Here is a 26,019-nt window from a genome sequence, read left to right as displayed (position 1 = left end):
GACTCGTGAAAAAGAACATTAAGAAATATGAAGGGTATATATTTATCCTACCATGGATCTTAGGATTTTTTATTTTTACTATTTTCCCCATTGGATTCGCCTTCTATATCGGTTTTACTGATTGGAATTCGTTTACTGAACCTAAATTTATTGGTCTAGATAACTATATTTCCCTTTTCAAAGACCCAAATTTCTTAAATTCTTTAAAAGTTACCGTTATCTATGCTGCATTCGCTATCCCTTTAGGTATCGTATCTTCTCTCTTAATTGCTGTAATTGTTAATGTAAAAGTGAAAGGAATCTACCTTTTTCGTACTGCCCTTTATCTCCCAGCTGTCGTTTCGGGCGTATCGATTGCCCTACTGTGGAGATGGATTTTAGACCCCGACTACGGTTTGATCAATTTTCTTCTTTCTTATATAGGGATTTCAGGGCCTAATTGGCTCGGTGACCCGGCTTGGGTATTGCCTTCGTACGTGATGATGGCCATTTGGGGAGCGGGGGGTGGAATGTTGACTTACCTTGCCGGCTTACAAGATATTCCTCGAAGTTTATACGAATCGGCTGAAATTGACGGAGCCGGTTGGTGGACTAAATTTCGTCACATTACCCTTCCGATGCTTAGCCCCGTGATTTTTTATAATCTTGTCATGGGCATCATCGGAGCATTTCGTAAATTCAATGATGCCTACATCATTGGAGGCGCAGGTAATCAAGCACAATTTTACATGGTTTATCTATATGAGAACGCCTTTAATTTTTACAAAATGGGATATGCCACAGCGATGGCTTGGATTTTATTTATCATTATTTTATTGTTGACTTTACTCGTGTTCAAAACCTCTCCCCTCTGGGTCTTCTATTCAGGGGAATTAGAGAATGGCAAAAAGAAAAAAACAAAAAATAAAAGTAGGTGAGTTAACCATGCCATCATTGACGATCACTCAACGGAAACGCATCCAAACCATTTTTGTCTATCTGTTCTTGATCGTCTCTTCAACAGCTACAGTGTTGCCTTTACTATGGATGATTTCAACATCATTAAAATCTGGAAGTGTTATTTTCCAAATCCCTCCTCAGTGGTTTCCTGATTCTCTTCATTGGGAAAATTATCAACGCGCCATTACGGATATTCCATTTTTCTTATACTTAAAGAACACTGTCATTATTACATTTTTTCGTATGATTGCTGAGGTGTTTGTTTCTGCTTTAGTAGCTTATGGATTTGCCCGTTTTGACTTCCCCGGAAAAAATATTTGGTTTATGATTTTATTATCAACGATTATGTTGCCGGGAGAAATCACAATGATTCCTGTATTCATCATGTTCAGCAAATTAGGATGGATCAACACCTTCAAACCGCTGATTGTTCCTGCCTTCTTCGGGGGACAAGCTGTATTCGTATTTTTGTTGCGCCAGTTTTTTCTCACCATTCCGCGCGAGTTAGAAGAAGCGGCACTTATGGATGGCGCGTCACGATGGCAAATATTTTATAAGATTTTCTTACCTTTATCAAAACCTGCCTTAGTAACAATCGCTCTGTTCTCGTTCCAGGGTTCATGGAATGACTTGCTCGGACCCTTAATGTACCTGAACGACTCGAATAAATTTACTCTCCAACTCGGACTTGCCATGTTTAATGGAATGACAAAAGTCGAGTGGGGCCCTCTGATGGCAGCTTCCTTGCTTGTGTTGCTTCCAACATTAGTTTTATTCTTTTCCTTGCAGAAATACTTTGTCGAAGGCATTTCCATTACCGGCATTAAAGGATAAATGGGGGAAGAAAAGCAGAATTCCCCTGCCTCGACTAATTAGGAGGAATAGAGGGTCATGTCAACAATGGATATGCAAAACAATTTGTTTTATCGGCTGATTTTACATATTTATTGGCTCACTGTCTGTAATTGTTATTTCTTTTTATTTTGCATCCCATTTTTATTATCTTTATTTTGGTTTTGGAATCACCCGAACACTATCACGTTGTTACTCACATTGGTTTCCTTTATTCCGATTCCACCTGCTTTAACAGCCTCGTATCATGTAATGGGAAAAATCATCAGGGAAAAGCAGGTAGAACTCACAAAATCATTTTTTTACGGAGTCAAAACCAACTTTATCCAATGTTCTATGCTGGGGCTCTTCCAAGCAATCCTTACTATCATTTTGGCAGTCGATATCTTATTTATGAAACAACATGCGCTCGGTTTATATGTCATACCATTTTTATATATCTTATTATTGTTAAACGTATGTGTAGGAATATACTTATATCCTTTACTTTCTTATTTTCAAATGAAAAGTTGGGCTGCCATAAAATTAGCCATTTGGTGCTTCACGACAAAGTGGAAAACGACAATCATTTTATCAGCTCTTATTGCATTATTATATTTATTATTGTACCATTTTCCTAAAATACCTTGGTATCTTGTTGTTGGACCTTTTTGCTTTGCTGTTATGTATATCACAAGTCATCTATTTATGGAAATCGAAGAGCACTTTCAATCCAATTAAACTTTTTATGACAATAATGATAAGCAAATCGAATAGTAGGTGTAGACTACATGAAAAAACGCATCACCATGCAAGACATCGCCGATCGACTGAACATTTCCAAAAACTCGGTCTCTCAAGCGCTGCGCGGCAAAGAAGGGGTCAGCGAAGAAACGAGGGAGCTTGTGAAGCGTGTAGCCAAAGAAATGGGGTATGAATATCCCGCCTCCCGCGCGAAGTCGCGCGGCAAACCGCCGAGGCAATTCGCCCTCATCGCCTCCGACCGCACGTTTTCGCTGAAATTTTTTGGCGAAATCTACTTAAGCATTGAACAGGAAGCGCTGTCACACGGCATGAAGCTGCACATCCAATCGGTGAACAAAGAACAAAAAGAACGGCTTCTTTTGCCTTCGTTCATCGAGGAAAAACAAGTCGACGGCGTGATCGTCCTTTCCCACATCAGCACCGAGTACATCCAACAAATCGTCGCCACCGGCATCCCGACCGTCCTGGTCGACCATCACCATCCGAACATTCCAGCCGATGCGGTGCTGACAAACAATCGGTTCGGGGCGTATGTGGCCGTCCAGCATTTGTTGGAGCTCAACCATACTGACATCGCGTTTGTCGGCGACGTCAACTATTCGCCGAGCTATCAAGAGCGGTATGAAGGGTACTTATTGGCGCTGAAAGACTATGGAGTGAAACCGAACGAGGAGTGGATGTTCTGCCAGGCGCAAGAGGACGAAACGGTCATCGCAGGCTACATCCGCGAGCTGAAGCGGCAGCCGACCGCCTGGTTTTGCGTCAATGACGGGCTTGGCTTTTTCGTCAGCACCAGCCTGCAGCAGTACGGGCTAAAAGTGCCCGATGACGTTTCCGTCTGCAGCTTTGACAACGGGCAGCTGTCGCAAATCGCGACGCCGAAAATCACGACCGTCGACATCGACCTGAAGCGCTACGGCAAACGAGCGGTGGAATTGTTGCGATGGCGGTGGGACAACCCGAACGAACCTTTTCAGGAAGTGCTATTGTCTACGAAACTGATCAAACGGGAATCCACAGCAGCAAAACCAACGCGCTAGGGCGGGGCTGGCCTTTTGCCCCGCCTGTTTGATTTCCATTCACTTGAAGCCGCTTTGTTTCATTTCCTCAATCTCCGTCACAGGCAATCCGGTCAGTTCGTGAATCGTCTGCGCATCAAACCCTTTCATCAACATCCGTTTCGCAATGTGCCGTTTTTCTTGTTCCGCTCCCTCTTTGCGCCCTTCCTCCCGTCCTTCCTTTCGGCCTTGAATTTTTCCCTTTTGCTCGTACGAAATGATCAATTCCAGCACGCGTTCTTTTTCTTTCGTCTCCATTTGTTCCACCTCGCTTCGAAGCTGTTGTTCTTCTTCATCGGACAGCTTCACATACGTTTCAAAAAAGCCCATCAACAAACGCTGTCTTGCCTCATCTAGCTCGAGACGCACCAACATGCGCAAAAATTGCTTTTTCAGTTCCACTCGTTCACTTTCAGTATAACCCATTTTGCTAAGCAGCGCAGCCGCCACCGGGTTGTCGGTGCGGATGAATTGGCGCCAGTTTTGCTTGCGCAACTCCACATGGAAAAAGCGAAAGTCAAGCACATCGCCAAACGGAAAGGAGAGCGTGAACGAAGAGGGTTCATCTCGGATGGCATCATAGCTGAAGATGGCAATCGGAATGATCGGAGTGCGGTATTTTTCAAACAAGCGGCTGAAGTAAAGAAACATTCTTTCTGGAAATGACGATTGAACGTACGCTTGGTTTTCTACGTGAACAATGATCAATCCGTCTTTTCCTTTGAACTTCGTCTCGACGAGCAGGTCAACGCGGTACTTCTCCCCAGCCGTTACGTCCGTAAACAGCTCTTCGGACAAAAACGACAAATGGTTGAAATCAATATGCTCGTGCATATCCGGAAAGAAGAGAAGCACAAATTCCTCAAAAAACGTCTGCAACAACTCCTTGAACAACCGGTCGTGATCGATCGCCATACATTCACCTCACACGAATACGTTTCGTATTCTCTTTTTCGACATCATCAAGCAAAATCCTGCCGATGGCACAAAAATGGCTGTCCCTTTTCGAGAAGAGACAGCCAAGACGCCAACCGCAATGTGAATCCCTTATTCCTGGAACTATAAATGTTCCGCCACTTGCACGCAAGGCCGAAAAGCAGGGGATGCCAAGGCGGCTACATCCCCGCCTTCCTTCCGCCCTCCACCGCCTTCGCCCGGCGGAAACGGGCGATCACGTCATCCATCCCCCCGCTGCCGAACATCACGCCCACGACGATGAAAAGAAAACCAGCCAGCTGCATCGGCGAAATCGGCTCGCCCAGCAGCCAATGCGCCCCAAGAAGCGAAAAAAACGGATTGAGATTGATGAACACCGCCGACTCAGCGGGGCCAAGATGTTGAACAGCCTGGTTGTGAACTACCCCCACTTAATTTTCTAGCGAAAATTTGAAGTGGGGGCTTCCAAAGAAGTTTGACTGCTTCAAGCAATCCTTATTCTTTGAGGCGTGTCCACTTCGCCGCTAGAGCATAAGACACTCAGGTCTACAGCTTTACTTTTCTTTAAGATGTTTAATGCGCCATTGACATCAGCATTAATTAGTTCAGGCATTTCATATTTGTACTGAATCTCAAAGAACCTGGCATGATGCTTAGGAATGATTCAATCTGCTTAATCTTTTTGTCCAGTAACACAGGCGGAATCGTTATCGTGATAGGCTTGTGAGTCTTTTTAAATAGGCGAGAATACGGTATCGTGAATTTGTTGCCGTCTATACGAATCTGGCCAATGATCAGTGAATGAAAGCCATCTTTTTTAAGATATTTTGGAATACTGATAGCCTTGTGGTCATATTTTCCTTGTTTGGCAAGACTGATCAAACCAAATAAATAAATGATTTCCGCATCGCTCTCTACCTCTCCTGCATCTCTGTTTTCAGCGGAACGGCAAAGGAAAAACGGAGCCCTAAACGCTCCGCCTTTTCACCCGCCTCCAAATAGGACAAACCACCGTTTCTCACGCTAGTGCATCATTTCCAACAACTTCTGCCATCCATTTTACTACACTCTGATGAATTTTTTGACTAAAAAATGCGGCCGTATGTCTATCCTGTGACACATGCCACGGCGCTTCCGCCCTTTCCCTGCCCATATCCGCCGCCCATCGTGCATATGGTATAACAGAGAGGAGAGGAGACCCCATGTTCCCACGCTACCGCCAAAAGACGATCCGAGCCAGGACTGGGGTGGCGGTTCTCACTGCCGTCGCCGTGTTGGTGGCGATCTTGTCTCTGTTTCTTTCGAACGAACGGAACGAGGCAAAGGAAATCGTTGACACGTTTTACCGCTACGAGCAGGCAGGGGATTTTGGCAGCTCTTGGGAGCTGTTTCACCCGCTTATGAAAAAGAAATTCCCAAAAGACGTCTACATCCAGCGCCGCGCCCACGTCTTTATGCAAGACTTCGGCGTCGAGACGTTCGACTACCGCATCGATGAGGTGGAAAAACTGTCGTCATGGTCGATGTCTGATGAGAACAAACCGCTTCACGACGTGTATCGCGTCCGCGTCATTCAGACGTTCCATAGCGCTTTTGGCGTGTTCGAAATCCATCAAGACGTCTTCGTCGCCAAAGAAAAAGGGGAAAAGAACATTTTGTTCCCTTACCGCCCGTAACCCCCAACATCGATGCGGCCCCGATATCGACCGGGCGCCGCTTTCACCGCTCCTTCCATTCCTCGATGATCTCAAGCGTCCGATTAATGCCGACATTGTATATCAACAGCTTAAGCAAGTTTTCCCGCTCCTCTTTCGTAAAAAAGAGATCGCCGTCAATGATCTCAAGCGGGACAGGGGAGAGCTCGGCATACAGCTCATAATCAACCTTCTGTCCTTCCGGTTTTAGGACAAACGTTCTCATTCGCGCCATCCTCCTTTTTCACCTACACGTTTTGACAAGAAACACCCGTTAGGCAACGCTCCCTATCAAGTATAGACTAACGCACAGCGCGTTCATACGGCATTGGCGGCCGCATGCCATGCGCATGAGACTCTCTTCCCATTTGAGCAACCTTATTCGAATCTTCTCATACACTAATGTATCATCAATCGGAGCTATTTTCTCCATCCAGCGAAAAAAAGGAGCGAAATGCCATGTACAAACATATCGTCAAACACGGGGAAACGATCGCCTCCATCGCCCGCGACTACCGCACATCTGTTGAGGCGCTCCTTCGCGCCAATGGTTTGACCGCCGCGTCCGTCATCTTTCCCGGGCAGGAGATCGTCATCCCCCACCTTCCGCCGAAAGGATCGATTCCCTACACGATCCACATCTCGATCAGCCGCCGCCAGCTGACGTTAAAACACCGGGGACGAACGATCCGCACGTATCCGATCGGCGTCGGCAAAATGGTCACCGCCACGCCTGTCGGCGATTTTGTCATCGTCAACCGCCAGCCGAACCCGGGCGGTCCGTTCGGCGCCATGTGGCTCAGCTTATCCAAAGTCCATTACGGCATCCACGGCACGAACGACCCGTCCTCGATCGGCAAATACGTATCCAAAGGCTGCATCCGCATGCACAACAAAGACGTGCTCGAACTCGCCTCCATCGTTCCGAACGGAACGGAAGTGTTTATCCGGCCGTGAGGGCAAAACAGCGTCATTCATCCGTCTGTTCCGGGTCGCAACCCGTTTTATTTTTCAAGAAGATGTCATTCACTCCCACCGAACGAACACCGTGTTTCCGCTCACGATGGCAGCTGACAATCGATCGGGCAAGTAGTATAATTAGGTCAAAAGCGAATGGAGTGAAGACGATGCCAGGCGGGATCTCGCATCACGCCAAAGACATTTTGTTCAAGTCGCTGAGCGCATTGTACCAAAACCAAGCCCTCGATGTATACGGACTTCACGGACTCCCACGGATCAAAGCACTGCTTCCAAACGAATTTCCGTCTGTACGGGCGGATGAACGGCGCGCCGACACCGTGTTTCTTCTCGAAGACGATTCCATTTTGCTTCTGGAGTACGAAAGCAATGAACGATTTCTCGACAACCATTTAAAGTATCTTGATTATGCCTGCCGCATCCTTCACACATACTATCAACAGGAAAAACGAATACGCCCGATTCGCATCGTTGTGATCTACACAAGCGATGTCACGACCGCCCGCGAACGGCTTGACGCCGGCGATGTGTTTCTTTCATCCAAAGCGGTGTTGCTTGGCGAATTCAACGGCGATGCGATTTTCCATGCCATTGAAGAAAAAGTCCACAACGGCGAACCGCTCACTCCGGAAGAAACGATGAAACTCATCCTCGTGCCGCTCATGCACACCCGCTTCGACCGGCAAACGATGATCGAAAAAACGATCGAGCTGGCGAAAGCGATCGGCGACGAACCGAAACAGCTGCACATCATCGCTGGCGTTCTGACCGCCACAGACAAATTCATCGACCGGTCATACGCCGAAAAAGTAAAGGAGTGGATCAAAATGAACAAAGTGTTTCGCCTGTTAGTCGAAGAACTTGAACAAGAAAAAGAAGAAATGTTGAAGAAAGTGATGCAGGAAAAAGAACAAGCAGTGCAAAGAGCGATACAAGAAAAAGAACAAGCAGTGCAAAGAGTGATACAAGAAAAAGAACAAGCAGTGCAAAGAGTCATGCAAGAAAAGGAGCAGGCGATCAAGCAAACGGAAAAACGGAAGGCCATCGAAATCGCCAAAAATTTGCTTGATGTTCTTCCCATTCACGAGATCGCCAAACGAACCGGCCTGACCGTCGCCGAAGTCGCCGACCTTGCAAAGGAAATGGACAAATAGGCAGCACAAAAGAGCCGCAACCGCGCGGCTCTTATCACTGGTCTTTTCCCTATGGCTCTTGGCGTGTGGAACAAGCAACAGTCGGACTTTTCCCTTGGCCTTTGGCCGCCAAAGCGAGCGCACTTCCCAGTGTGTCAATCCCTCTACTCGCCGCTTGCCAATCGCTGACGGGCTTCATCCGTTAACAACAAATACGGACGGCGTTTCCCCTCCTCCTGGCGCACCACTTTCTCCGTCCACGGGTGAAGCAAAAACAGCCCTAACTTTAGACGGAATTCCGGGTCCACCATTTTTTTCCGCACGCCATCTTCATGGGCGATGAGCTTCTCAATCACGTTAAGCATCGCCCTCTTGCTTAGAAACACCTCCTTCTCCTTCGAACTCAATCGCACAATAACCCCCTCATCGGAAAACGAAACAACGCGAAACGCTTCCTTCCCTTTGAACGTCGATACCATTTTTCCTTCGTAAAGCTTATCCAGCAACGACTTCCACATTTCCTCCGCAAATAGCTGTTGGTTCATGCCCTCTCCCCAACGATAACAAGTGCCTTTTTCCGTCCCCCTACCCCTGCACAGCTTCCGATCCAAACGAACTTCGCATATCGGCCAGTTGCACCGCCAGTTTTTCCAATTCATAAATATTCTATTTCCATTTGTCTGCTGTCCAGCAGCCAATGTATCTGTTCCGGTTTTTCCACCAAGTTTTCCCCCTTTGATCTCCCTGCGAATACGTCGTTCCAAGGCATTTGTTCCTTTTCCTTGAAACTTGAAATATAAACCAAAACCTCTCCCCTACAACATCCTCCCGTCCCGCTCACTCCACTTTCTTACCCATCACCCGCTCGATCATCGCAAGCAGAGCCAGCCTTCTTTTTTCAAAAAACTGGTCAAAATCATCCGCTCTTATCGATGCCACATCAATGACATGCGTTTGCAGGATGTCATCCAACACCGCTGCCGAAACGCCTTTCCTCTCCTCTAGTTTCTTCAAATATACACTTGGAGCATCACGGCCAATCATCCGATTCGTTTTATAGGACAATGGGGTTTTATTCATAATGCAATCGTACTTCGCTTTCTCAATCCCCCGTTTTTCGCAATAGTCACGAGGGAAAATATGGTGAATATCAATCGATTCGCCGTAATACGTCTGAATATCGATCGGCACCCCAGATAAGAAATCCCGCGCCCCTTCCCTCATGAGCAATGCGTGCAACCCTTTATAAGCGGCGCTGTTTCGCGTGCGCAGCGTGAAGAGGCGATCAGCGGCGAAATGGGCATCCCACACCGTCGTCGGCTCCGCACCGCCGCGAATCCATTCGACGACTTCCACCACGTCACGGGCAATCCGCGTCTCCGTCGCTCCTCCATACAATTCACCCAATACACCGCACCAATACCAACGGGCGATTCGGTCACGGACACAAACATTGTGCGCCTCTTTTCCCAGCTCGACAAAAATGGCCGCCAGCGGGATCAACTGGGTGCCGTACGGCAAGTCGCGCGCGGAAAACACATGTTGCTCATGCAAAAATTGAGCCGCCTGAATAAACCCTTCCGTCACCCGATCCGCCCATCTTTGGTAATCCGCCAACGTCAACTGCAAGATGTCGCGCCGCTTGCAGCTGACCGCCACGCCGTCCCCCGCTTTTCGTCGATTGTACGTGGCCAACAACGCAACTGCCTGCAGGAAGTCGGTGCTGCTGATATCGGCCAACACTTTGTTGTAAATTTCTCCAGATCTCTTTAATTTTGCTTCCTTCTCTTCCCAATCATCCCTCAGCTTGAAATCTTCCGCCGCAAATGTGGCGGTAAGAAGCTCGAAGACGGTCAGAGAGACGCCCCCCGTGTTTACATTCTCAAAAACTTGGCAAACCGCCTCTTTCGGAGTCGGCTTCCGAAGCATAATAACAGGCACTTGATATTGCTGAAAACGGGGAAATACGTCCGTCATCAACTTTTGCCACTTCAATGACCGTTCCGCAATTTTCGTTGAATCCGAAAAATAGCGCGTCTGCCACGCCAACAACCCCGCAGGATCGAAAAGCAAATTCACCGGAAGCATTCCCGCTTCGCATTCTTTCTCCAAGTCAGAACAATCAAGAACAACCCTCCCTCCCGGTCCGCGAATGATCCGGTCTTCCGGAACACTGACGATCGTCTCTTCTCGGTCGACGTTCGGATCTAACATTTTGTCAATGTCAATATAGTAGAACCGTTTGATTGCCTTGTCTCTCTTGTCTCTTGTCGCTACAGGCGCTTTCAATTTCAATGATTGAAACAACGCCGTCAGCCGCTGTTGACCGTCAAGAATCAGCCGTTCCGGTTCCACTTGGTTCACGTTATCGACCCCTTCGATCGGCCTTGAGGCAAAACGAACATTCGGATTTCCCGTCTGGAGCATCATCACCGCACCGATCGGATAAGAGAGAGAAACACTGATCAACAAATTCCGAATCCGCTCGTCATCCCAAACCCAGCCTCTCTGAAAATCAGGAAGCTGTGTTCGACATTCCTGAATGCTTTCAAGCAAATCAAGCAAACTTTCGACCGTACTGTCAAACGTGGTAATCGTGCTCATATCCTTCCCCCTCGTTTCATGAAAAACCCTACACTTCCATACGATTCAATCGACCAATATTCCATCATCCAATGCATATTCCTGTTGCTTTCCAAAAAACACTTTATTCTTTCGACAATGGCATTCTTTTTCCTCTTCCTGCCGCGAAGCGTTTGGCAGAAACATCCCCCAGCCAACGAAAATCCGTAGTTGAATATAAAAACAAAATATTGTATATTTATAAATATACAATGACGATTGATCGCGAGGGATCCCAATGCAAATCGACCATGCCGTCACGAGCGATGTCAAAGACATGCACGCGCTCATCCAACACTATGCAAAAAAAGGACTCGTGTTGCCCCGCTCGCTGCTATCCATCTATCAGCACTTGCAATGCATGTATGTCGCCAGGGAGAACGGCCAAATCGTCGGCACCGCTGGGTTGCATATCCTGGGGCACGATCTCGGGGAAGTGCGTTCGCTCGTCGTATCTCCTGACCATATGGGGAAAGGAATCGGCCGCCTGCTCGTCCACCATATTGCCGACGAGGCGGCCAGACTCGGGGTGAAGCGGTTAATATCCTTTACTTACCAAGTCGAGTTTTTTCGAAAATGCGGGTTTGAGATCGTAGACAAATCAACGCTGCCGGAAAAAGTGTGGATTGACTGTGTCAACTGCCCGAAACTGGACTGTTGCGATGAAACGGCCATGATGAAATACATTTGATCCTCCTCCCACCCGCATGGCGGGAAAGGAGGGAGAGCCCTTGGAAAAACCTTTTTTCCTCCGCTGTTTCGCTCTCTATACCCTTAACTAAAAACGAGTATGTTCGAAACTGGAAGGCTGGTGATTTCGTGAAAAATCGCGGAAAACGGAATCTCTTCTCAAATTGAGAAGTCCTGTAAAATCAACGCTTCTCTTTCAGCCGAAAGCAACGGGTTCGGCGAAATCGGTCGTTTTTCACCAGCCCTCTAGAAAATAAAACCGCTTTGCCCCCGACTCGTGCGCCCCATCCGCATTAAAGTAGCGAAGGATGATATAGTTGAGTCCATGCCAGAGGCAAAATCGGCCAAAACTAATGGATTTGTTCGTTAATCATATGAAAATTAATATTCACCGGTATAAACTTCTTTATACTCTCAATATCCCGCTTCTTGTAGTCCATAATCACAATGCCAGTAATGACCTCATCCTCTTCAGAAAACCGGATAAACACACCAGGAGCTGCTTCGTCATCGTACGACACTTTTGGTTCGCCCAAATAAATATAAAGAACATCGTGATCATAGTCATAGGAGTATTTAACGTTTTCCTGTAAATTTTGGACGAACATAAATCGCACCTCCTGTCTCTTGGTTTAACCTGCTTTTGGCGATGACGGTAACAACGTCACCATACGCTTCGTCTTTATGGTCGACAATAACGACCAATGCCTTTAGCGACTTAAACTTAGGCAATTGCACAAGATCTATATATTTTTGTCTTGTATCATGCTGATCGTCCGGATTATTTGGTAATATAACACAAGGATCTTGAATGACGCTCTTGACCATATCTTCTTGGCCTATAAACTCTTCCCTTGTATGATCCCCACCAACAATATGATAATTCCACGTTGTGCTTTTAAGCCGCACCTCTCTGCCTAGAGGGTCCTCAGTTATAAATATGTAGTCTGTATTGATCTTGTTACCTTCCATTATTGCTCACTCTTCACACCAATAATACCTAATTGCGAAAGTTCCTGAATCTTTTCCTCGCTTGGCGGGGAAGGGATTTCGCCGAATATCTCTTCATACTGCTTAATGTAATTCAATAACAAATAGGCAAATTGTTTGGCGTGTTGTGGGCTCATAGTAACCTTTCCGAGGTATATATTCTCATCGGGCGATTGCTGTTGAAGATTAAGGATGATATCATGAAGACTCATACTTAAACTAATGGAATTACAATAAACATTGAAGGGCCTCTTTTCCATATTCCCTTCCATATACCTTTCCTCTCCCTTTTAAAACGGTATTGTAATTATATTTTATACCTTAAAGAATTTTCTTGCACTCATTTCATTAGGGAAACCGCTGTATATAGAAAATGCCTATAAATAAACCGCCCCACCAAGGGGCGGCCTAATCATCGTCCTTTCCGCTGATGCCATTTCCACGCGCTTTCGATGGCTGACAAGTGACAGGCACCCTCACCCCCTCACAAATTCAGCATATTTTTTCTTCCGCTCTGTTTTTGTGCCTGAAAAGTAATCTAATCATGCATCCATATTCATAAATTTCGGGGGCAGCGATTTTGGATGCATATACAAATAAACTCTCCATCGGTAATGTTCCGGCGCATGCACCATATGAGTGTAAATTATCACTTTATTTCGGAACAAAAGAGCCATTTTTTTGCACATTCCTTCAGAAAGCCCTCTCCCCTTTTCTGAAAGAATGTGCTAAATTTTTTGTGAATTATTTCGGAAGAGAAAATCCATCGGTTCATAGGAGGGGGAGGAGGACGTGATTCAATTTCATGACTTTGGCATTGACGTCCAAACGTATGCAGAGCGTGGAAAAGAAAACGACTTCCCTCTTCTGAAAAAGTGTCCGCATTGCCGGGCCAAGCGCCCGTTGCACCGCCACGGTTACTATGAGCGAAACGCATTGACCCCACATGGTGATTATCGCATTTGGATTGTCCGGTATCGCTGTCGGGAATGCTTGAAGACGGTGAGTGTGCTGCCTTCCTTTCTCCTCCCGTATTTTCAGTATACGTTGTCCGCCATATGGCAAGTCGTGAAAGAGCAGTTGGGATTGATCGAGGGGACGAACCGGGCTCCGTTCCTCCTGACAAAGGACGGCATCATCTTTTATGTCCGACGGTTCTATCGAAACCTATCAAGCCTTCATAGCTTTTTTGCGAGGCGGTGGAGGATCATAGGCCCTATCGTGAAAAAAGAAAAGGAACGGGCTTCCTGGTGGATCCGGACGTTGGAGAAACACGGTCTCTATTCGGTCATCAGAGACATGTGGGAGGACGGATTCCGACACCCTTTTGCGAATCAAATGGGATCCTGATTTTACATACATGCCCTAAATTGGAAATAGTTGAGGTTCCCACAAACCTTTCCTATCGACGGAGAAAAAGCGATCCGGTACGATAAGGGCAGACGGACCGGAACGGTCCTGATTCCAAGTGAGACAAGGAGGAGATTCGAATGGATGAGTCGATGAGACACGACATTGCCCTGTTTCGGTACGGGCTAATCGCTCCGTTGGTGAATGGGCAGGTGGAACCGAAGACGTATCTGAAAGAGGTGAGCGAGCGAGTGCACCATGTTCCCCACCAGGGCGACAAACGAATCGCAGCCAAGACGATCCTCGATTGGTGCACCCGATACAAAAAAGGGGGCTTTGACGCCTTAAAGCCGAAGCGCCGTTCGGACCGCGGCCACTCAAGGCGTCTGTCGCCCGATGATGAGGATCATATTTTAGCCCTAAGAAAAGAACATCCCACCATGCCCGTGACGGTGTTCTACGAACACCTGATCGAGCAGGGGGAAATCCCAGAAAATCATACCTCTTACTTTACTATATACCGATTGTTGAAAAAACACAACCTTGTCGGGAAAGAAATCTTGCCCATGCCGGAGCGAAAGCGCTTTGCGTATGACCAGATCAATGAGCTTTGGCAAGGGGACTTATCCCATGGACCAACGATTCGAGTCAATGGGAAAGCCCAGAAAACGTTTTTGATCGCCTATATCGATGACTGCTCGCGGTTTGTGCCGTACGCGCAGTTTTTCCCTTCGGAGAAATTTGACGGGCTGCGGATCGTCACAAAGGAAGCGGTGCTTCGTTGTGGGAAGCCAAAACGCATTTACTCGGACAACGGGAAAATTTATCGGTCCGAGGTGCTGCAGTATGCGTGCGCCGAGATGGGGATTACACTCATCCACACTCAGCCGTATGACCCGCAAAGCAAGGGAAAAATCGAACGGTTCTTCCGCACCGTACAGACACGGTTTTATCCACTGTTGGAGCTGAATCCACCGAAATCGCTTGATGAGTTGAACGAGCGTTTTTGGAAGTGGCTTGAAGAAGAGTATCATCGAAAGCCTCACGCCTCGCTGGAAGGGAAAACACCGCATGAGGTGTTTCAGTCCCAAGTGGAACGAGTGGTGTGGATCGAAGACATCGATTGGCTGGATGCGATTTTTCTGAAACGGGAGCACCGCAAGGTGAAAGCCGATGGCACGATCACCTTGAATAAACAGCTATACGAAGTGCCGCCTCGGTTCATTGGGCAATCGATTGAGCTCCGCTATGACGAACGAGGCGTCTATGTGTACGAAGATGGCAAACGGGTGGCGGAAGCCATTCGGGTGCGTTTGGAGGACAATGCCTATGTGAAGCGTCACCGGTCGCCGTTTGCGGCGGTTTCGGCGAAGGAGGGCGAACAGGATGTATAAAACGTTTTATTCCCTCTCGCGGGAGCCGTTTGCGAAAGAAACAGATCCGTCCGAGGCGTATCAAGGGGCGGCGTTTCAAGAAGCGCTGCGGGCGCTGGAGTACGTGAAACGAACGCGGGGAATCGGGCTGTTGATTGGGGAGCCGGGGGCGGGCAAGACGTTCGCCCTTCGGGCGTGGAAGGAATCGTTGTCCCCTTCGTTGTATCATGTGGTCTACTTCCCGTTATCGACCGGAGGCGTGATGGATTTTTACCGTGGACTGGCCTTGGGATTAGGAGAGGAACCGAAGTACCGCAAGGTAGACCTCTTCCGCCAAATCCAGCAGGCGATCGAGCGATTGCATCATGAACGACGGATCACGCCGGTGTTCATTTTGGACGAGATGCATTTAGCAAAGGATGCATTTTTACAGGACATCGCCATCTTGTTCAACTTTGAGATGGATTCGACCAACCCATTTGTCTTGATTTTGGCCGGGCTGCCCCATTTACAGGGGAAGCTGCGGCTCAATCAGCACCGCCCGCTTGACCAACGGATCATCATGCGATGCCGGATGGGGCCGCTCGAGAAGGAGGAGGTGGCGGGCTACATCGAGCATCGGATGAAACAGGCCGGGGCGAAGCATCCGATCTTCACCCCATCGGCGTTAGAGGCGATTGCCCTGCAATCACGTGGTTGGCCTCGTGTCATCAACACGTTGGCCACGACGTGCCTGTTATACGGGTATCAGCTGAAAAAGGACGCCATTGACGAAGAAGTGGTGCGCATGGCCGCAGAGGAAATGGGGTATTAGCACGAAAGGGGCCGAATCGGCCTCTTTTGTGCTTTCTCTTTTCCATCGGTCCATCAGGCGCGCTGGAAATCTTCATCTGAAAGAGCGTGCAAACGTTCCGAAAGAATGTGCAAAATCCGGAACAATCCGCAAAAATTTTGCACATTATTTCAGAATCCATCTGAAATAATTTGAAAAAGGGATTCTGAAATAATGTGCTAATTTACAATATGAGCTTCTACAGGATTGAGATGAATATATCGACTCACTTCCAACATTCCACTGTCATTGTCAATCCATTTACCATAATAACGTTTTTCAAATACATGTCCCGTCAAACGATAGCGAGTATTATAATAATTCGCATACCGTTTGTTCATGAGCGCCATGACTTTCGAAATCGGCTCCTGTTTTGAGCGCAGCTGCAGGTGAAAGTGATTCGTCATAAGGCAATATGCGGCTACTTCAAATGGGATTTTTTCGTGAAGCTGGTGGAGGATATGAAGAAAAGCGAGAAAATCATTTGTTTCCTTGAATAGGGGATCACGCCGATTGCCGCGGCAAACGATATGATAAAACCGATGGGGCACCCAGATCCGCTTTTGCCGTCCCATTCTTTTTACCTCGCTGTTGCCTGTTGCTTCGTATATGTTTTCATCCATCTCAGCGTCATCGCTTCCCAAAGCGATTCATCCGCTATCTTTTCGGTTCCCTTTAAATCGGAAATGGTCCTTGCCAACCGAATGATTTTCGTTTGTACACGATTGCTCCATTGATGTTGGGATGCCCATTGCTGCAACAGAAGTTGCTGCCTTTTGGCAAGCGGGCTTTTTTCCATTAATAACTCAAAAGGAACACGCCCATTCGTTATTTCTTTTCCGTAACGTTCATATTGCTTTCTTCTTGCTTCTTCTACTCTTTTCCTTATGGTTTCCGAAGATTCCGAAACCCTCGTTTCTTTGGTGAAATCAATGACTTCCAATGACAATAAAACATCCATCCGGTCATAAATCGGCCCGGAAACACGATTTCGATACGCTTGAATTTGTTTCGGACTACATGTGCAATAGTGCGTTCTTGAGCCTAAATATCCACACGGACACGGATTCATCGCTCCAAGCAAAATAAAGTCCGCGGGATATGTCACCGTCGACGAAATACGGCTAATCGTCACTTTCCCCGTCTCTAACGGCTGGCGAAGCATATCCAGCGTCTTTTTCGCAAATTCCGCCATTTCATCGAGAAACAAAACACCGCGATGTGCCAGCGACACCTCGCCAGGCTTTGGGTGCGTTCCCCCGCCAATTAAAGAAACCGATGAAGCGGAATGATGCGGATGACGAAAAGGCGGATGGCCACTCTCGATTTTTTCCCCTGCCAGCTGGTACAAACTGATCACCTCTAACTGTGCATCATGAGTAAGGCTCGGCAAAATCGTCGGAAACGTTTCCGCCAACAAACTTTTCCCGCACCCAGGCGGTCCAACCATTAACACGTGATGTCCGCCTGCCGCTGCGATCTCCAATGCTCGCTTTGCTTGATGATGGCCAATAATCGATTGAAAATCCCGATGATGCTTTCGCGGGGAGTCTATGATTTCAGGAGTGCGAAAAGCTGGGGGTAACGAAAGAACACGTTGTCCTTGCAGATATTGCACCGCTTCTTCCAATGTCTGAACAAAGATACAATCGAGATCTTTCAAATGATGAAGCGGAAGTGCGGGATCATACGGAAGGTATACTTTTTGAAAACCGAGCTTCTTTGCTGCCAATATCGCTGGAAGCATGCCATCCACCGGCTGAATCGCTCCATCCAACGATAACGAACCTAAAAACGCTGCATCCGGGGAAACCGGCGCTGTCAGCTTGCCCATTGCCTTCAAAATCCCAATCGCCATCGCCAAATCAAACATCGGGCTATGCTTTTTCCGCTCCGGCGGAGACAAATGAACAACAAGCCTTTTATCAAAAAAGTCGCATCCGAAAGCATAAAGCGAAGCAAGAACACGTTCCTTTGCCTCTTTCACCGACGCATCCGGCAACCCAACAATCACCATCGCCGCAATCCCAGGCACCTCCTGCACCTCCACCTGCACCCGATACCCTTCTAACCCCCTCAACCCAATGCTTAAAATCTTCACCGTCACTCATCCATCCCTCCCAATCACAGAACATTAGTTCTCACCCATCATTGTAATACCCTCCCCTTTATCTTTCAATTACCAATATTTCGACAAATTTCGGGTGGTGAGCGCCACTTCCGGATATCGCGAAAACGCTGCAAAAAGACGACAGAGTGGATGTCATTGCCTGGATGGAAAAAGAATCCGTGCACGTCATATCTGGAGTTCGGCCGGGAAGACTCATTTTTAAACCGAATGGGCCATTGGTGGATGAGTATGAACAATCGTGGGATCTAGCAGGAGATGCAGGCGTTTTGAATCTTACGGTAAAGAACAATAAGATTTTTTATGATGAATATCCGGATGCACTGGCCCGATTGTACAGCTCGCTGACTTCTCATGGAGGAAATTATCTTGTTGCAAGTGCTAAACCGGGATTTGAATTTATCGGTGAAGGCTCTCCAACTCATGTTGGAGGAGCAAGCCACGGGGGGCTTCATAAACAAGATTCGCTAGTGCCGATGATTATAACTGGCACCGATTCGTCCCCAAAACATTTGCGCATTATTGATCTAAAAGATTAGATTTTAACAATGATTGATTGATGAAGACGGGCAATTCAGCCTCCCGCTGACAACACTCATTCAGCAGGAGGCCTTTGTATTTCCTTCACCTTTCCACTATGCCATTTCTATGCGCTTGCAATAATTTCTTCAAGCGAATATTCCGCTTCTCAGTCCAGTTTCCTTATCCATCTTCTCCGATGAGGCGACAAAGCACGTCGGAGCGCTCAGTCAGTCGTTGGATTCCATGACGGCTTTGCGACTGGTCCCTTTTTCATCTGTTTCAACGACTTCGTTGGCGGAATAGCCTAAGCCGTTGCCGAGGGTTATAAATAGCCATGGCAATGGATCAAGCCATCCCTGCTAATGTTAAATCTTTGACAAACTTCGAAGCACGGCAGGTATTATCCCATAACAGGGGCTAATTCATCCAATGTTGCACCTTGGAAAGAAGGAATCTCGCACTCAAAGGCTACTTTCAGCCACCAATGAGGAGTTGATTTTTCATTCATATACACAACACGAACAGAAGGGTTCGCTCCATTTTCTAACAAGGAAAAGACGGCCTTACTATAAAAGGCTGGAACATATCCAAGCTTCTTCCCTCCGTGAGTATAGATAGCAACAGCATGGGGATCATAAGTGTTTGTTGGTTCTTGTACTAATTTCAACGTTTCGTTAATGGCTAGCCATGTTGCCCAATTTTGAGGAAGATTTTGATAGCGCATGCCATGAACAAAAAAGCTGACACACAGCTTTCCATCGTCTTCAAGACGCAGCGGTTGCTCAAAAGAATAAGTGTCGCTGGCTAACCGCCCACGTGTTTGTTGAAGCAAGTCCATCTTAGTGGAATTCTCATCCAGACCTAAATCGGACAAAATGGCTTTAAAATCCGCACGATCTGGTGACGGCAATCGGCGTTCAAACGCCGGAAACAGCTCCTTTGATCGATATATTTTAGTTGGGTCTGGGAAAGCCGGATGCAACATATACCCGTTATTCAATGCATCTTTCAGTTTTCCGTGACCAGAGGCATTATAGGTGTAAGTGAACTCATAATAGCCATCATAATGAGAAAGAGTTCCTATATGATAAAAAGAACGGGTTTTAGGATTTTGCCAAACCACTAAAAGTGTATGAACTTTTTTCATGTTATTGATCATCCCTTCCAATCCACTCCAATATTTTCTTTCTTCGAAAAGGCACTATATTCAATAACCAGTCTTTTTGTGCCTCGCTTAAAATATCTAATGATTGAATAAAATCAGAATACCTTATTAAATCAAATTCAACTAACTTTTGGATACTTTGATTAAACTCATCTGTAAAGTTTTTACTAATATATGTTAACAAGTCTTTAGCTTTGACCTTTTTCTTTTCAAATATACCCGCCTTAACCCTTGTTTTTTCCGTATATTTGTTCATTTCTTGGGGATTCGAGACCATTTGTATCAGCTTTTCATCTTCAAATCGAAACCCTAAAGAAGCACCGTTATCATAAATGGGAGAGAATTTTGCTCCTGTTTCAAGAAATAGCAATTGCCAATTAAATGGGTGCCTATCTTGATTGCCAATAAGAATATCAAACAATTGCATATCTATAAACTCTGATTTTATGGTCTCCCAATACACAAATTTCTTCATTATTTTGAATCCAGCATCAATGAGTTCCATGTCCTTCAACGAGGATTCTTGGAGCTCCTTATAATCGTCGACTAGCGCTGATAATAAAACTCCACCTTCTTCAGTCATTTTTGCATCATATTCCTTTACAAAATTTCGTAGAAGACATCCTCTTCTACCGTTTCTGGTTACAATCTCAACACTCATCATTTCTAAACCAAATATAGCTCCAATTTCAGCGGCAATTAGTTCTGTAATATCCTCCCAAGAAACTCCTTCTTTAAACTGCCGCGGGTATTTTATAAGATAATGTATTTTCTCTGGAGATATCAATTCCTCTTTCTCCAGTGTACTTTTTCTACCATACCCGACTCGTTCCCACTTACTGACATCTCTCAACAATGCTAATCGTTCCTTTTTCGTACAATCTTACTATGTATTTTAACACTAAATGATGCAAATTTATCATTCATCATAAAATTACGGCGTAACGATTTAAAATTTCGGTCATCAAAAACCAAAAAAGGACAATATGATTGGAAACTATTTTTTAAATATTTACTGATTCATTGATTTCTATTTTTGTTGGTTCCACATTTGCGTAATATTTTGGACGATAACCTTGGAGGCACACTTTTTTGATTACCCCATTCTCAACAACAAATGTTAAATCCTCAATTTCCTGTAGTGTCCCAGTTAAAATGAGTTGTTCTACCACTTTTCCTCGGATCTGTTCCATAGTGTAACCTTTTTCTTTCAAGATACGCAAAAGGTTTGAAATCACTTGTATCTTTGCATTAGAGGGGTTTATAATCATACTTTCTAACAATACGGAAGAATGATCATACCGAGGTAATTCTTCACCAAATAATATTCTCCTTACTCGCAACATAGCAATATCATCCGCTGATAATCTTTTTCCCATCAAATTGATAGACATTTCAGGAAAGGTAAATGAACTATAGTCCCCCAAACTTACTAGGGTTATAGTAACTGTTGTATCCTCCTTTTGGGATTCAACACGAATATTTTCAATCGTAACCATATCAGCAAAATTTCGGACTGAAAGAGCATATTGACCGCTATTTTGTTGCATCAATTTTAACGTTCTTTCCGTTTTGCTATCAGGATTCTTCAATACCAATTCATATGTGCCTGCTTTTGGTTCACGGTATTCGTCATATTCGCAAGTTAAATCACCTAACCAAAAATACGCTCCTGAAGAATTTACGATTTTCGTTTCAATAGCTGGACTCGTTCCGAAACTTTGACCTTCTCTTTTCACTACTCTTTTTAATAATAACGGTTTCCCTGTGAGGGTGCTTTTCATTACAGGTGTTTGATCCTTAAACTCTTCAGCAACTTTTTTGCTTACATAGGAGTACAAATTATATACATCAATCTCACCGTTTGCATCAGCAGCTTCGCCTTCCAACCCTCTAATGAGATAATCCGTAAAAGCACCGTGGCCATTTCTGTCCCACGCCCATTGATTTGACGTACATGCAGCGATCAATACTTTCCCCGACCCTTTTACCTCTAGGCCTCTTACCATTTCATGTTGTATATTTCTTGCAATGGCACCACTATGACAAGTATCAAAAAACGCCAGTACAGTACTAGCAATAGTATGATCAATCAAATCTCTTACATCTGTCATTTTAATCATGGAATCTTCTGGATTATAAGCATCGCCATCGAAAGGAACAAAATAACCTTCATTATTATGCAAAAAGCCATGACCTGCCCAAAAAAGAAATAATATATCATTTGGAGAAGCATCTTCAAAAAAGGACGTTAAAGCGGAGTGTAATATATCCCGCTTTGCAATGTTCCCTTGAAACACCTCTACATTTTCTTTTTTAAAAAACGACGGAGGTTCTAACAACAATCTTTTTATTTCACTAACATCATTAACTGTATTAGGAAGAGGGGAAGTATTTAAATATTGGTCTACTGCTATAAGCAAAGCTTTATAAACCATTGTTGATCACCCTATCGTATCAACATCTGAATTTGATTTTTGTATGGCAATAGAGATATGATTACGAACAATCTACAAATTGGAACTGTAACCCAACACCATCACTTTATATTCAGAATCGATTATAAAAATTTGTATTTACGACAACCAATTAACAGTCGGAACTTCATAGACAACAGTAGCTACATTCAAGAAACAACAGGCATAATCCCTATTGAATTCCCCAAATTTCCATCGCCTTTTTCACCAGTTTTTCTTGTCTTGAGAGAATCTGATTCTTTGTCCATTCCTTTTCCTCTAATATTTCTTTCGTAAGATCAAACGACACTTTTTTGTTTCGCTTTTCATAAATGGGTCTTCACCATTTTCTGTGATTTCCACTCAACCCCAGAAATATGTTAGCTGGATGAAATCGGTTCATCAGTCAGGATCCTTCTTCCGCATACAGACCACGAAGTTGGTAGAATGGAAACAGTCAAGTGCTTTCCTTGACGGGTTCCATTCTACCAACTATCATACCGATAGCGGAAGAAGAGAGCGCTTAAGCAGCCTGACTACCTGTAGTGTTCCCTGTACACTCCAGAAATACACGCAAACGAAACCGTTCTCGATTTCGATAGCCATATGCCCGGCGTTTGATGTTTTTGATCTTGTGATTCGTCCCCTCGATTCGGGCATTGGTATATGGGCACAAAAAGTAGGAAAGAATCGGCTCCTTCCACCTTTCAAGCGTGTTGGCTGCTTCCTGAAAAGAAGCAAAAGGGCTCTGTTTGGCTAACTGAATCCATTCTTCCAAGCGTTCCTTTGCTTCGTTATATCCATCGGTTCGGTAAAAATCCCGAAACAACTCTTTCAGATAATAAGCAATGGAAAGTACCGGATACTCCTCCAAGATATCGTCCAATCGAAGCCGTTGGTCCTTACGAAGCTTTTCACAGCCTTTTAAGAGAAGATATCGAGCCTTTTTCAATGGAGGAAATTCCTTTCTTGCTTGATCCAAGGCTTGTGTCACTTTTTGAATCACATGGTACTTATCGATGACAATCGAAGCAGATGGAAACAGGGCGCGAACCGCCTTATGATAAGGTTCCCACATGTCAAGAATCACCGTTTGGACCCTTTCTTTCGACAGGACATTTTGGCTCAACAAGTGGAGGGCGGAGTCACATTGGCGATCGGCATGCATTCCCATGACCGATCCGGCTTTGGCATCCATCAATACGGTTTCATACTGATGTCCCTTTTTTACCGCGATTTCATCTAAGCTAAGCACCATCTCTTCTTGAGAAGATGCTTCTATCGCTGTTTGACGCTCTTTTGCTTTTTTCGATGCAATGAAGTAATAGATGCGCTCCAATGTCGTATATGGGATGCGGTGCTTTCGGCTAACCTCTTGAATGGTGGAGCCTTCACAAAGTTCATACAAGTACTCACAAAATCGATTGGTGTAGTGTTGATTGGGTTGAATCGATTCCAAAGAGGCGGAAAACACTTGGGAACAATTCCAGCACCGATAGCGCTTTACCTTTACGAACAAGTACACCGGTTGATGGAAAATCGCCAAATCCCGTACTTTTCTTGTCCGTCTGTCGTGGACAGAGGAAGTGGCAAACCCACAATGAGGGCAGCGTTCCTGTGTCTCTGTTTTCTCTACATGAATCGCATAACCATAGGAAAGAAGTTCTTGTTTAATCACTTTAAATTCTGGCAATCCTAGTGGTATCGAAAGCACTTACGAGACCTCCTTAATGTTGATTTCACCGCTAACATTATTGCCAGGATCTCGTCAGTGCTTTCTCTTTTTTGTCACTAAATCACAAAATTTGGTGATGAACCTCATAAATTTCCTTTTTACGATCAAACGAATAGTATTGCGCAGCTGAATTTTTCGTACCGCTTAATAAAGTCAAATTCCCAAGCTTATGAACCAATTCTTGATGAACATCAGGCGTGAAACGTTGGATCCAATATTCATCTTTTAGCTTTTGCGGAAGGATGTGCTCCACCGTAATTCGTCCATGGAATTGTTTTACCACGCTCTGATCTTGGCTTTCTTGTTCCAAGCGAAGGAGTATTGCTTTTACAGCAGGAGAATGGTAAATATCCGCACGTATCAATTGTTCAAATTCTTTATTATCCGCATATTTTTTAACCGTTTCAATCAGTTCATCCGCTGAACATCCTTTATTGATCAAATTAATCACTTGATAATAAACCGTATTTCGCTTTGTTTTGCCAAGCCGGCGAACCCAGTTTTGGTACGTGATTTTTTCCATTAATTCAACAAAATCAGCGAATTCCATATCCGGCACCGGTTTATTTAGAAACGCAAGCACAGGAGGTATCCACTCATCATGAGCAACCCGATGGAGGGAAGAGATGAGTTTTTGCGTCTTAAGATGATTATCGAAATCGTTTTCCATAATTTTTTCATAATGATGAGCCGAGCGCAGGAGAAATTCAGCGAAACGAGCGGGAGCTTCTTTATATTCTTCAAGGATCTCATCAAACTCTTGATAAAGAATTTCCTGCTGCTTGTTCCCTTTGATCGAAGTCCGCAAATGGCTTAAGAAATTATCCAGCTGCCGAATGCCAACGATATTCTCCAGTTCATTCCAACATTCTTCCACTCGGCTTCTCTCAAGAGGCTTGCTTTCACAATATTCAAACAGCCGGTTTTTTAATAAATCCCCGTTGGAAAGAGACATTCCTCTCGCATTTAAGACATTAAAAAGCCGATAGGCGGAGGTAAAGTTATCGGTGACCACAAAGACAACATATACATGTTCTAAAATATAATTGACCAACCGCCGCAACTCGACTTCGCTTAATTCTGAAACTACTTGTTTGATTTCAAGCATATTGTCATAAAACTTCGCTTGAGTTTCACTCATTTCTTGTGCAGAGCTTATATCTTCTCCCATGAGGATATACTTCTGAAAAAATGCTTGATCTTGCTTTCTGACTATCAGGCGAGGCTGCTCCGGTTCATCCGTATAAGGGTTTACCGGCATAATTCGTTTTTGAATATCCTCTACACTAGAAGGATGCGTGATCAACTGCTTCATAACCGCAAAAATAATATTTAAAGTCGTTAACCGCTGCTGGCCGTCTACGACTTCATAACGGCGGTTGCGTTCTTTTTCAATCGTAATAATCGATCCGATAAAGTATTCAGGGTCATTACGCTGATAAGCTTGGCAAATATCTTCTATCAACTCGCGCGCATGGCTTTTCTCCCAAGAATACGGCCGTTGATAAGGAGGAATTTCATAAATTTTGTTTTCCGTCAGTATCTCGTTGATCTTTTTTTCACTTGCCTCCATTTAGCATCATCTCCCCCAGTGGCCAGATTTACTTTTACACATACATCTATAATACAGATTTTACGTTTTTACAACTCTCCCCTTATTCACACATGTTGACCCCAACCGTATTAATGATTTCTTCTCAAAAACCAATCCATATCATAGTTTTGTAATGATTGAGGAAGAAATTTTATGTAAAAAAGGATTCCTCGTAAGCGAAGATAACAAAAAGCAATCTTGAAGCATCTATGGGGTAGTTATGGAGAA

The 26,019-nt window shown here is 45.2% G+C and carries 26 protein-coding genes and 3 pseudogenes; 12 read left to right on the top strand and 17 right to left on the bottom strand.

Features of this window, described 5'->3' with window-relative positions:
- Positions 1-5: 5 nt before the first annotated feature.
- Genes ACVX3G_RS03900 through ACVX3G_RS03885 form a run of 4 tightly spaced genes read left to right on the top strand, consistent with a single transcriptional unit; the run spans position 6 to position 3,575 of the window.
- Complete coding sequence (locus ACVX3G_RS03900) at positions 6-917, top strand: carbohydrate ABC transporter permease (protein ID WP_232722120.1); 912 nt, start codon at positions 6-8, stop codon at positions 915-917.
- Positions 880-1,773, top strand: coding sequence for a carbohydrate ABC transporter permease (locus tag ACVX3G_RS03895; RefSeq protein ID WP_083509306.1), 894 nt, complete (start codon positions 880-882; stop codon positions 1,771-1,773). The genes ACVX3G_RS03900 and ACVX3G_RS03895 overlap by 38 nt, the downstream gene beginning before the upstream one ends.
- Before the next feature lie 57 nt (positions 1,774-1,830).
- Positions 1,831-2,511: a DUF624 domain-containing protein gene (locus ACVX3G_RS03890; RefSeq protein ID WP_479454578.1), complete on the top strand. Its 681-nt coding sequence runs from the start codon at positions 1,831-1,833 to the stop codon at positions 2,509-2,511.
- A gap of 50 nt (positions 2,512-2,561) precedes the next feature.
- Positions 2,562-3,575, top strand: coding sequence for a LacI family DNA-binding transcriptional regulator (locus ACVX3G_RS03885; protein WP_479454577.1), 1,014 nt, complete (start codon positions 2,562-2,564; stop codon positions 3,573-3,575).
- Between the two features lie 39 nt (positions 3,576-3,614).
- On the opposite strand, the gene ACVX3G_RS03880 is transcribed toward ACVX3G_RS03885, so the two are convergent.
- The 3 genes and pseudogenes from ACVX3G_RS03880 to ACVX3G_RS03870 form a co-directional block, all read right to left on the bottom strand.
- Positions 3,615-4,508 (bottom strand): Rpn family recombination-promoting nuclease/putative transposase, encoded by an 894-nt coding sequence (locus tag ACVX3G_RS03880; RefSeq protein WP_307895242.1) that lies wholly within the window; start codon positions 4,506-4,508, stop codon positions 3,615-3,617.
- A 200-nt stretch (positions 4,509-4,708) separates the two neighbouring features.
- Positions 4,709-4,960 carry an EamA family transporter gene (locus tag ACVX3G_RS03875; protein ID WP_479454576.1) on the bottom strand — a complete coding sequence of 84 codons (252 nt, stop codon included), beginning with the start codon at positions 4,958-4,960 and terminating at the stop codon, positions 4,709-4,711.
- Positions 4,961-5,064: 104 nt separating this feature from the next.
- Positions 5,065-5,417: pseudogene (locus tag ACVX3G_RS03870) on the bottom strand (RNA-guided endonuclease TnpB family protein); the annotation flags it as partial.
- A gap of 314 nt (positions 5,418-5,731) precedes the next feature.
- On the opposite strand from ACVX3G_RS03870, the gene ACVX3G_RS03865 reads away from it, so the two are divergent.
- Positions 5,732-6,205 (top strand): hypothetical protein, encoded by a 474-nt coding sequence (locus ACVX3G_RS03865; RefSeq protein ID WP_011232748.1) that lies wholly within the window; start codon positions 5,732-5,734, stop codon positions 6,203-6,205.
- Between the two features lie 43 nt (positions 6,206-6,248).
- Here ACVX3G_RS03865 and ACVX3G_RS03860 read toward each other — a convergent pair whose 3' ends face one another.
- Positions 6,249-6,449: a hypothetical protein gene (locus ACVX3G_RS03860; protein WP_011232749.1), complete on the bottom strand. Its 201-nt coding sequence runs from the start codon at positions 6,447-6,449 to the stop codon at positions 6,249-6,251.
- 233 nt (positions 6,450-6,682) lie between these two features.
- Between ACVX3G_RS03860 and ACVX3G_RS03855 the strand changes: the two genes are divergently transcribed.
- Both ACVX3G_RS03855 and ACVX3G_RS03850 read left to right on the top strand, forming a co-directional pair.
- Positions 6,683-7,180 (top strand): L,D-transpeptidase family protein, encoded by a 498-nt coding sequence (locus tag ACVX3G_RS03855; RefSeq protein WP_011232750.1) that lies wholly within the window; start codon positions 6,683-6,685, stop codon positions 7,178-7,180.
- Positions 7,181-7,350: 170 nt separating this feature from the next.
- Positions 7,351-8,355 (top strand): RpnC/YadD family protein, encoded by a 1,005-nt coding sequence (locus ACVX3G_RS03850; RefSeq protein ID WP_014195121.1) that lies wholly within the window; start codon positions 7,351-7,353, stop codon positions 8,353-8,355.
- 143 nt (positions 8,356-8,498) lie between these two features.
- Here ACVX3G_RS03850 and ACVX3G_RS03845 read toward each other — a convergent pair whose 3' ends face one another.
- Positions 8,499-8,879, bottom strand: coding sequence for a hypothetical protein (locus ACVX3G_RS03845; RefSeq protein ID WP_021321462.1), 381 nt, complete (start codon positions 8,877-8,879; stop codon positions 8,499-8,501).
- A 292-nt stretch (positions 8,880-9,171) separates the two neighbouring features.
- A complete protein-coding gene (locus ACVX3G_RS03840) occupies positions 9,172-10,938 on the bottom strand; it encodes a GmrSD restriction endonuclease domain-containing protein (protein WP_011232753.1) in 1,767 nt (588 codons plus the stop codon).
- Between the two features lie 256 nt (positions 10,939-11,194).
- Here ACVX3G_RS03840 and ACVX3G_RS03835 point away from each other — a divergent pair, with 256 nt between their 5' ends.
- Positions 11,195-11,647: an N-acetyltransferase gene (locus tag ACVX3G_RS03835; protein ID WP_011232754.1), complete on the top strand. Its 453-nt coding sequence runs from the start codon at positions 11,195-11,197 to the stop codon at positions 11,645-11,647.
- Between the two features lie 349 nt (positions 11,648-11,996).
- Here the strand turns inward: ACVX3G_RS03835 and ACVX3G_RS03830 are convergent, their stop codons facing one another.
- From ACVX3G_RS03830 to ACVX3G_RS03820, 3 genes are read right to left on the bottom strand one after another with little or no spacing between them, the layout of a single operon-like run.
- Complete coding sequence (locus ACVX3G_RS03830) at positions 11,997-12,254, bottom strand: DUF2283 domain-containing protein (protein ID WP_011232755.1); 258 nt, start codon at positions 12,252-12,254, stop codon at positions 11,997-11,999.
- Positions 12,223-12,618: a hypothetical protein gene (locus ACVX3G_RS03825; protein WP_011232756.1), complete on the bottom strand. Its 396-nt coding sequence runs from the start codon at positions 12,616-12,618 to the stop codon at positions 12,223-12,225. Before ACVX3G_RS03825 ends, ACVX3G_RS03830 begins: the two co-directional genes overlap by 32 nt.
- A complete protein-coding gene (locus tag ACVX3G_RS03820; RefSeq protein WP_021321464.1) occupies positions 12,618-12,908 on the bottom strand; it encodes a DUF3467 domain-containing protein in 291 nt (96 codons plus the stop codon). The genes ACVX3G_RS03825 and ACVX3G_RS03820 overlap by 1 nt, the downstream gene beginning before the upstream one ends.
- A 520-nt stretch (positions 12,909-13,428) precedes the next feature.
- On the opposite strand from ACVX3G_RS03820, the gene ACVX3G_RS03815 reads away from it, so the two are divergent.
- The 3 genes from ACVX3G_RS03815 (at position 13,429) to ACVX3G_RS03805 (ending at position 16,173) form a co-directional block, all read left to right on the top strand.
- Entirely contained in the window at positions 13,429-13,986 is a 558-nt protein-coding gene (locus ACVX3G_RS03815) for a DUF6431 domain-containing protein (RefSeq protein ID WP_479454575.1), read from the top strand.
- 140 nt (positions 13,987-14,126) lie between these two features.
- Positions 14,127-15,380 carry an IS481 family transposase gene (locus ACVX3G_RS03810; protein ID WP_014196903.1) on the top strand — a complete coding sequence of 418 codons (1,254 nt, stop codon included), beginning with the start codon at positions 14,127-14,129 and terminating at the stop codon, positions 15,378-15,380.
- Positions 15,373-16,173: an ExeA family protein gene (locus ACVX3G_RS03805; RefSeq protein ID WP_014196904.1), complete on the top strand. Its 801-nt coding sequence runs from the start codon at positions 15,373-15,375 to the stop codon at positions 16,171-16,173. Before ACVX3G_RS03810 ends, ACVX3G_RS03805 begins: the two co-directional genes overlap by 8 nt.
- A gap of 200 nt (positions 16,174-16,373) precedes the next feature.
- Here ACVX3G_RS03805 and ACVX3G_RS03800 read toward each other — a convergent pair.
- Both ACVX3G_RS03800 and ACVX3G_RS03795 read right to left on the bottom strand, forming a co-directional pair.
- Positions 16,374-16,766: pseudogene (locus ACVX3G_RS03800) on the bottom strand (transposase); the annotation flags it as partial.
- A 5-nt stretch (positions 16,767-16,771) separates the two neighbouring features.
- On the bottom strand, positions 16,772-18,298 hold the full coding sequence (locus tag ACVX3G_RS03795; RefSeq protein WP_014196906.1) for a YifB family Mg chelatase-like AAA ATPase: 1,527 nt from the start codon (positions 18,296-18,298) through the stop codon (positions 16,772-16,774).
- Positions 18,299-18,402: 104 nt separating this feature from the next.
- On the opposite strand from ACVX3G_RS03795, the pseudogene ACVX3G_RS03790 reads away from it, so the two are divergent.
- A pseudogene (locus ACVX3G_RS03790) lies at positions 18,403-18,858 on the top strand (alkaline phosphatase family protein); the annotation flags it as partial.
- 383 nt (positions 18,859-19,241) lie between these two features.
- Here ACVX3G_RS03790 and ACVX3G_RS03785 read toward each other — a convergent pair.
- From ACVX3G_RS03785 to ACVX3G_RS03760, 6 genes are all read right to left on the bottom strand, one after another.
- Complete coding sequence (locus ACVX3G_RS03785) at positions 19,242-19,988, bottom strand: HIRAN domain-containing protein (RefSeq protein WP_011232761.1); 747 nt, start codon at positions 19,986-19,988, stop codon at positions 19,242-19,244.
- A gap of 1 nt (position 19,989) precedes the next feature.
- A complete protein-coding gene (locus tag ACVX3G_RS03780) occupies positions 19,990-20,862 on the bottom strand; it encodes a HipA domain-containing protein (RefSeq protein WP_014196909.1) in 873 nt (290 codons plus the stop codon).
- Between the two features lie 148 nt (positions 20,863-21,010).
- Positions 21,011-22,444 (bottom strand): caspase family protein, encoded by a 1,434-nt coding sequence (locus ACVX3G_RS03775; protein WP_014196910.1) that lies wholly within the window; start codon positions 22,442-22,444, stop codon positions 21,011-21,013.
- A 211-nt stretch (positions 22,445-22,655) separates the two neighbouring features.
- Positions 22,656-22,796 (bottom strand): hypothetical protein, encoded by a 141-nt coding sequence (locus ACVX3G_RS03770; RefSeq protein ID WP_414531163.1) that lies wholly within the window; start codon positions 22,794-22,796, stop codon positions 22,656-22,658.
- 189 nt (positions 22,797-22,985) lie between these two features.
- On the bottom strand, positions 22,986-24,176 hold the full coding sequence (locus ACVX3G_RS03765; RefSeq protein WP_011229816.1) for an ISL3 family transposase: 1,191 nt from the start codon (positions 24,174-24,176) through the stop codon (positions 22,986-22,988).
- Positions 24,177-24,258: 82 nt separating this feature from the next.
- Positions 24,259-25,770, bottom strand: coding sequence for a DUF262 domain-containing protein (locus ACVX3G_RS03760; RefSeq protein ID WP_014196912.1), 1,512 nt, complete (start codon positions 25,768-25,770; stop codon positions 24,259-24,261).
- Between the last annotated feature and the right edge of the window lie 249 nt (positions 25,771-26,019).

Source organism: Geobacillus sp. PLS 41 (assembly GCF_056494105.1).
The sequence above is the reverse complement of the archived record's forward strand: the minus strand, read 5'-3'. Positions and strand labels throughout refer to the sequence as shown.

Coding starts and splice junctions, on each gene's coding strand:
- ACVX3G_RS03860 (WP_011232749.1), bottom strand. CDS start 6,449: ATGAGAACGTTTGTCCTAAAACCGGAAGGACAGAAGGTTGATTATGAG.
- ACVX3G_RS03785 (WP_011232761.1), bottom strand. CDS start 19,988: ATGAAAAAAGTTCATACACTTTTAGTGGTTTGGCAAAATCCTAAAACC.
- ACVX3G_RS03855 (WP_011232750.1), top strand. CDS start 6,683: ATGTACAAACATATCGTCAAACACGGGGAAACGATCGCCTCCATCGCC.
- ACVX3G_RS03810 (WP_014196903.1), top strand. CDS start 14,127: ATGGATGAGTCGATGAGACACGACATTGCCCTGTTTCGGTACGGGCTA.
- ACVX3G_RS03805 (WP_014196904.1), top strand. CDS start 15,373: ATGTATAAAACGTTTTATTCCCTCTCGCGGGAGCCGTTTGCGAAAGAA.
- ACVX3G_RS03775 (WP_014196910.1), bottom strand. CDS start 22,444: ATGGTTTATAAAGCTTTGCTTATAGCAGTAGACCAATATTTAAATACT.
- ACVX3G_RS03865 (WP_011232748.1), top strand. CDS start 5,732: ATGTTCCCACGCTACCGCCAAAAGACGATCCGAGCCAGGACTGGGGTG.
- ACVX3G_RS03760 (WP_014196912.1), bottom strand. CDS start 25,770: ATGGAGGCAAGTGAAAAAAAGATCAACGAGATACTGACGGAAAACAAA.
- ACVX3G_RS03845 (WP_021321462.1), bottom strand. CDS start 8,879: ATGAACCAACAGCTATTTGCGGAGGAAATGTGGAAGTCGTTGCTGGAT.
- ACVX3G_RS03880 (WP_307895242.1), bottom strand. CDS start 4,508: ATGGCGATCGATCACGACCGGTTGTTCAAGGAGTTGTTGCAGACGTTT.
- ACVX3G_RS03850 (WP_014195121.1), top strand. CDS start 7,351: ATGCCAGGCGGGATCTCGCATCACGCCAAAGACATTTTGTTCAAGTCG.
- ACVX3G_RS03825 (WP_011232756.1), bottom strand. CDS start 12,618: ATGGAAGGTAACAAGATCAATACAGACTACATATTTATAACTGAGGAC.
- ACVX3G_RS03820 (WP_021321464.1), bottom strand. CDS start 12,908: ATGGAAGGGAATATGGAAAAGAGGCCCTTCAATGTTTATTGTAATTCC.
- ACVX3G_RS03895 (WP_083509306.1), top strand. CDS start 880: ATGGCAAAAAGAAAAAAACAAAAAATAAAAGTAGGTGAGTTAACCATG.
- ACVX3G_RS03885 (WP_479454577.1), top strand. CDS start 2,562: ATGAAAAAACGCATCACCATGCAAGACATCGCCGATCGACTGAACATT.
- ACVX3G_RS03890 (WP_479454578.1), top strand. CDS start 1,831: ATGTCAACAATGGATATGCAAAACAATTTGTTTTATCGGCTGATTTTA.
- ACVX3G_RS03835 (WP_011232754.1), top strand. CDS start 11,195: ATGCAAATCGACCATGCCGTCACGAGCGATGTCAAAGACATGCACGCG.
- ACVX3G_RS03840 (WP_011232753.1), bottom strand. CDS start 10,938: ATGAGCACGATTACCACGTTTGACAGTACGGTCGAAAGTTTGCTTGAT.
- ACVX3G_RS03830 (WP_011232755.1), bottom strand. CDS start 12,254: ATGTTCGTCCAAAATTTACAGGAAAACGTTAAATACTCCTATGACTAT.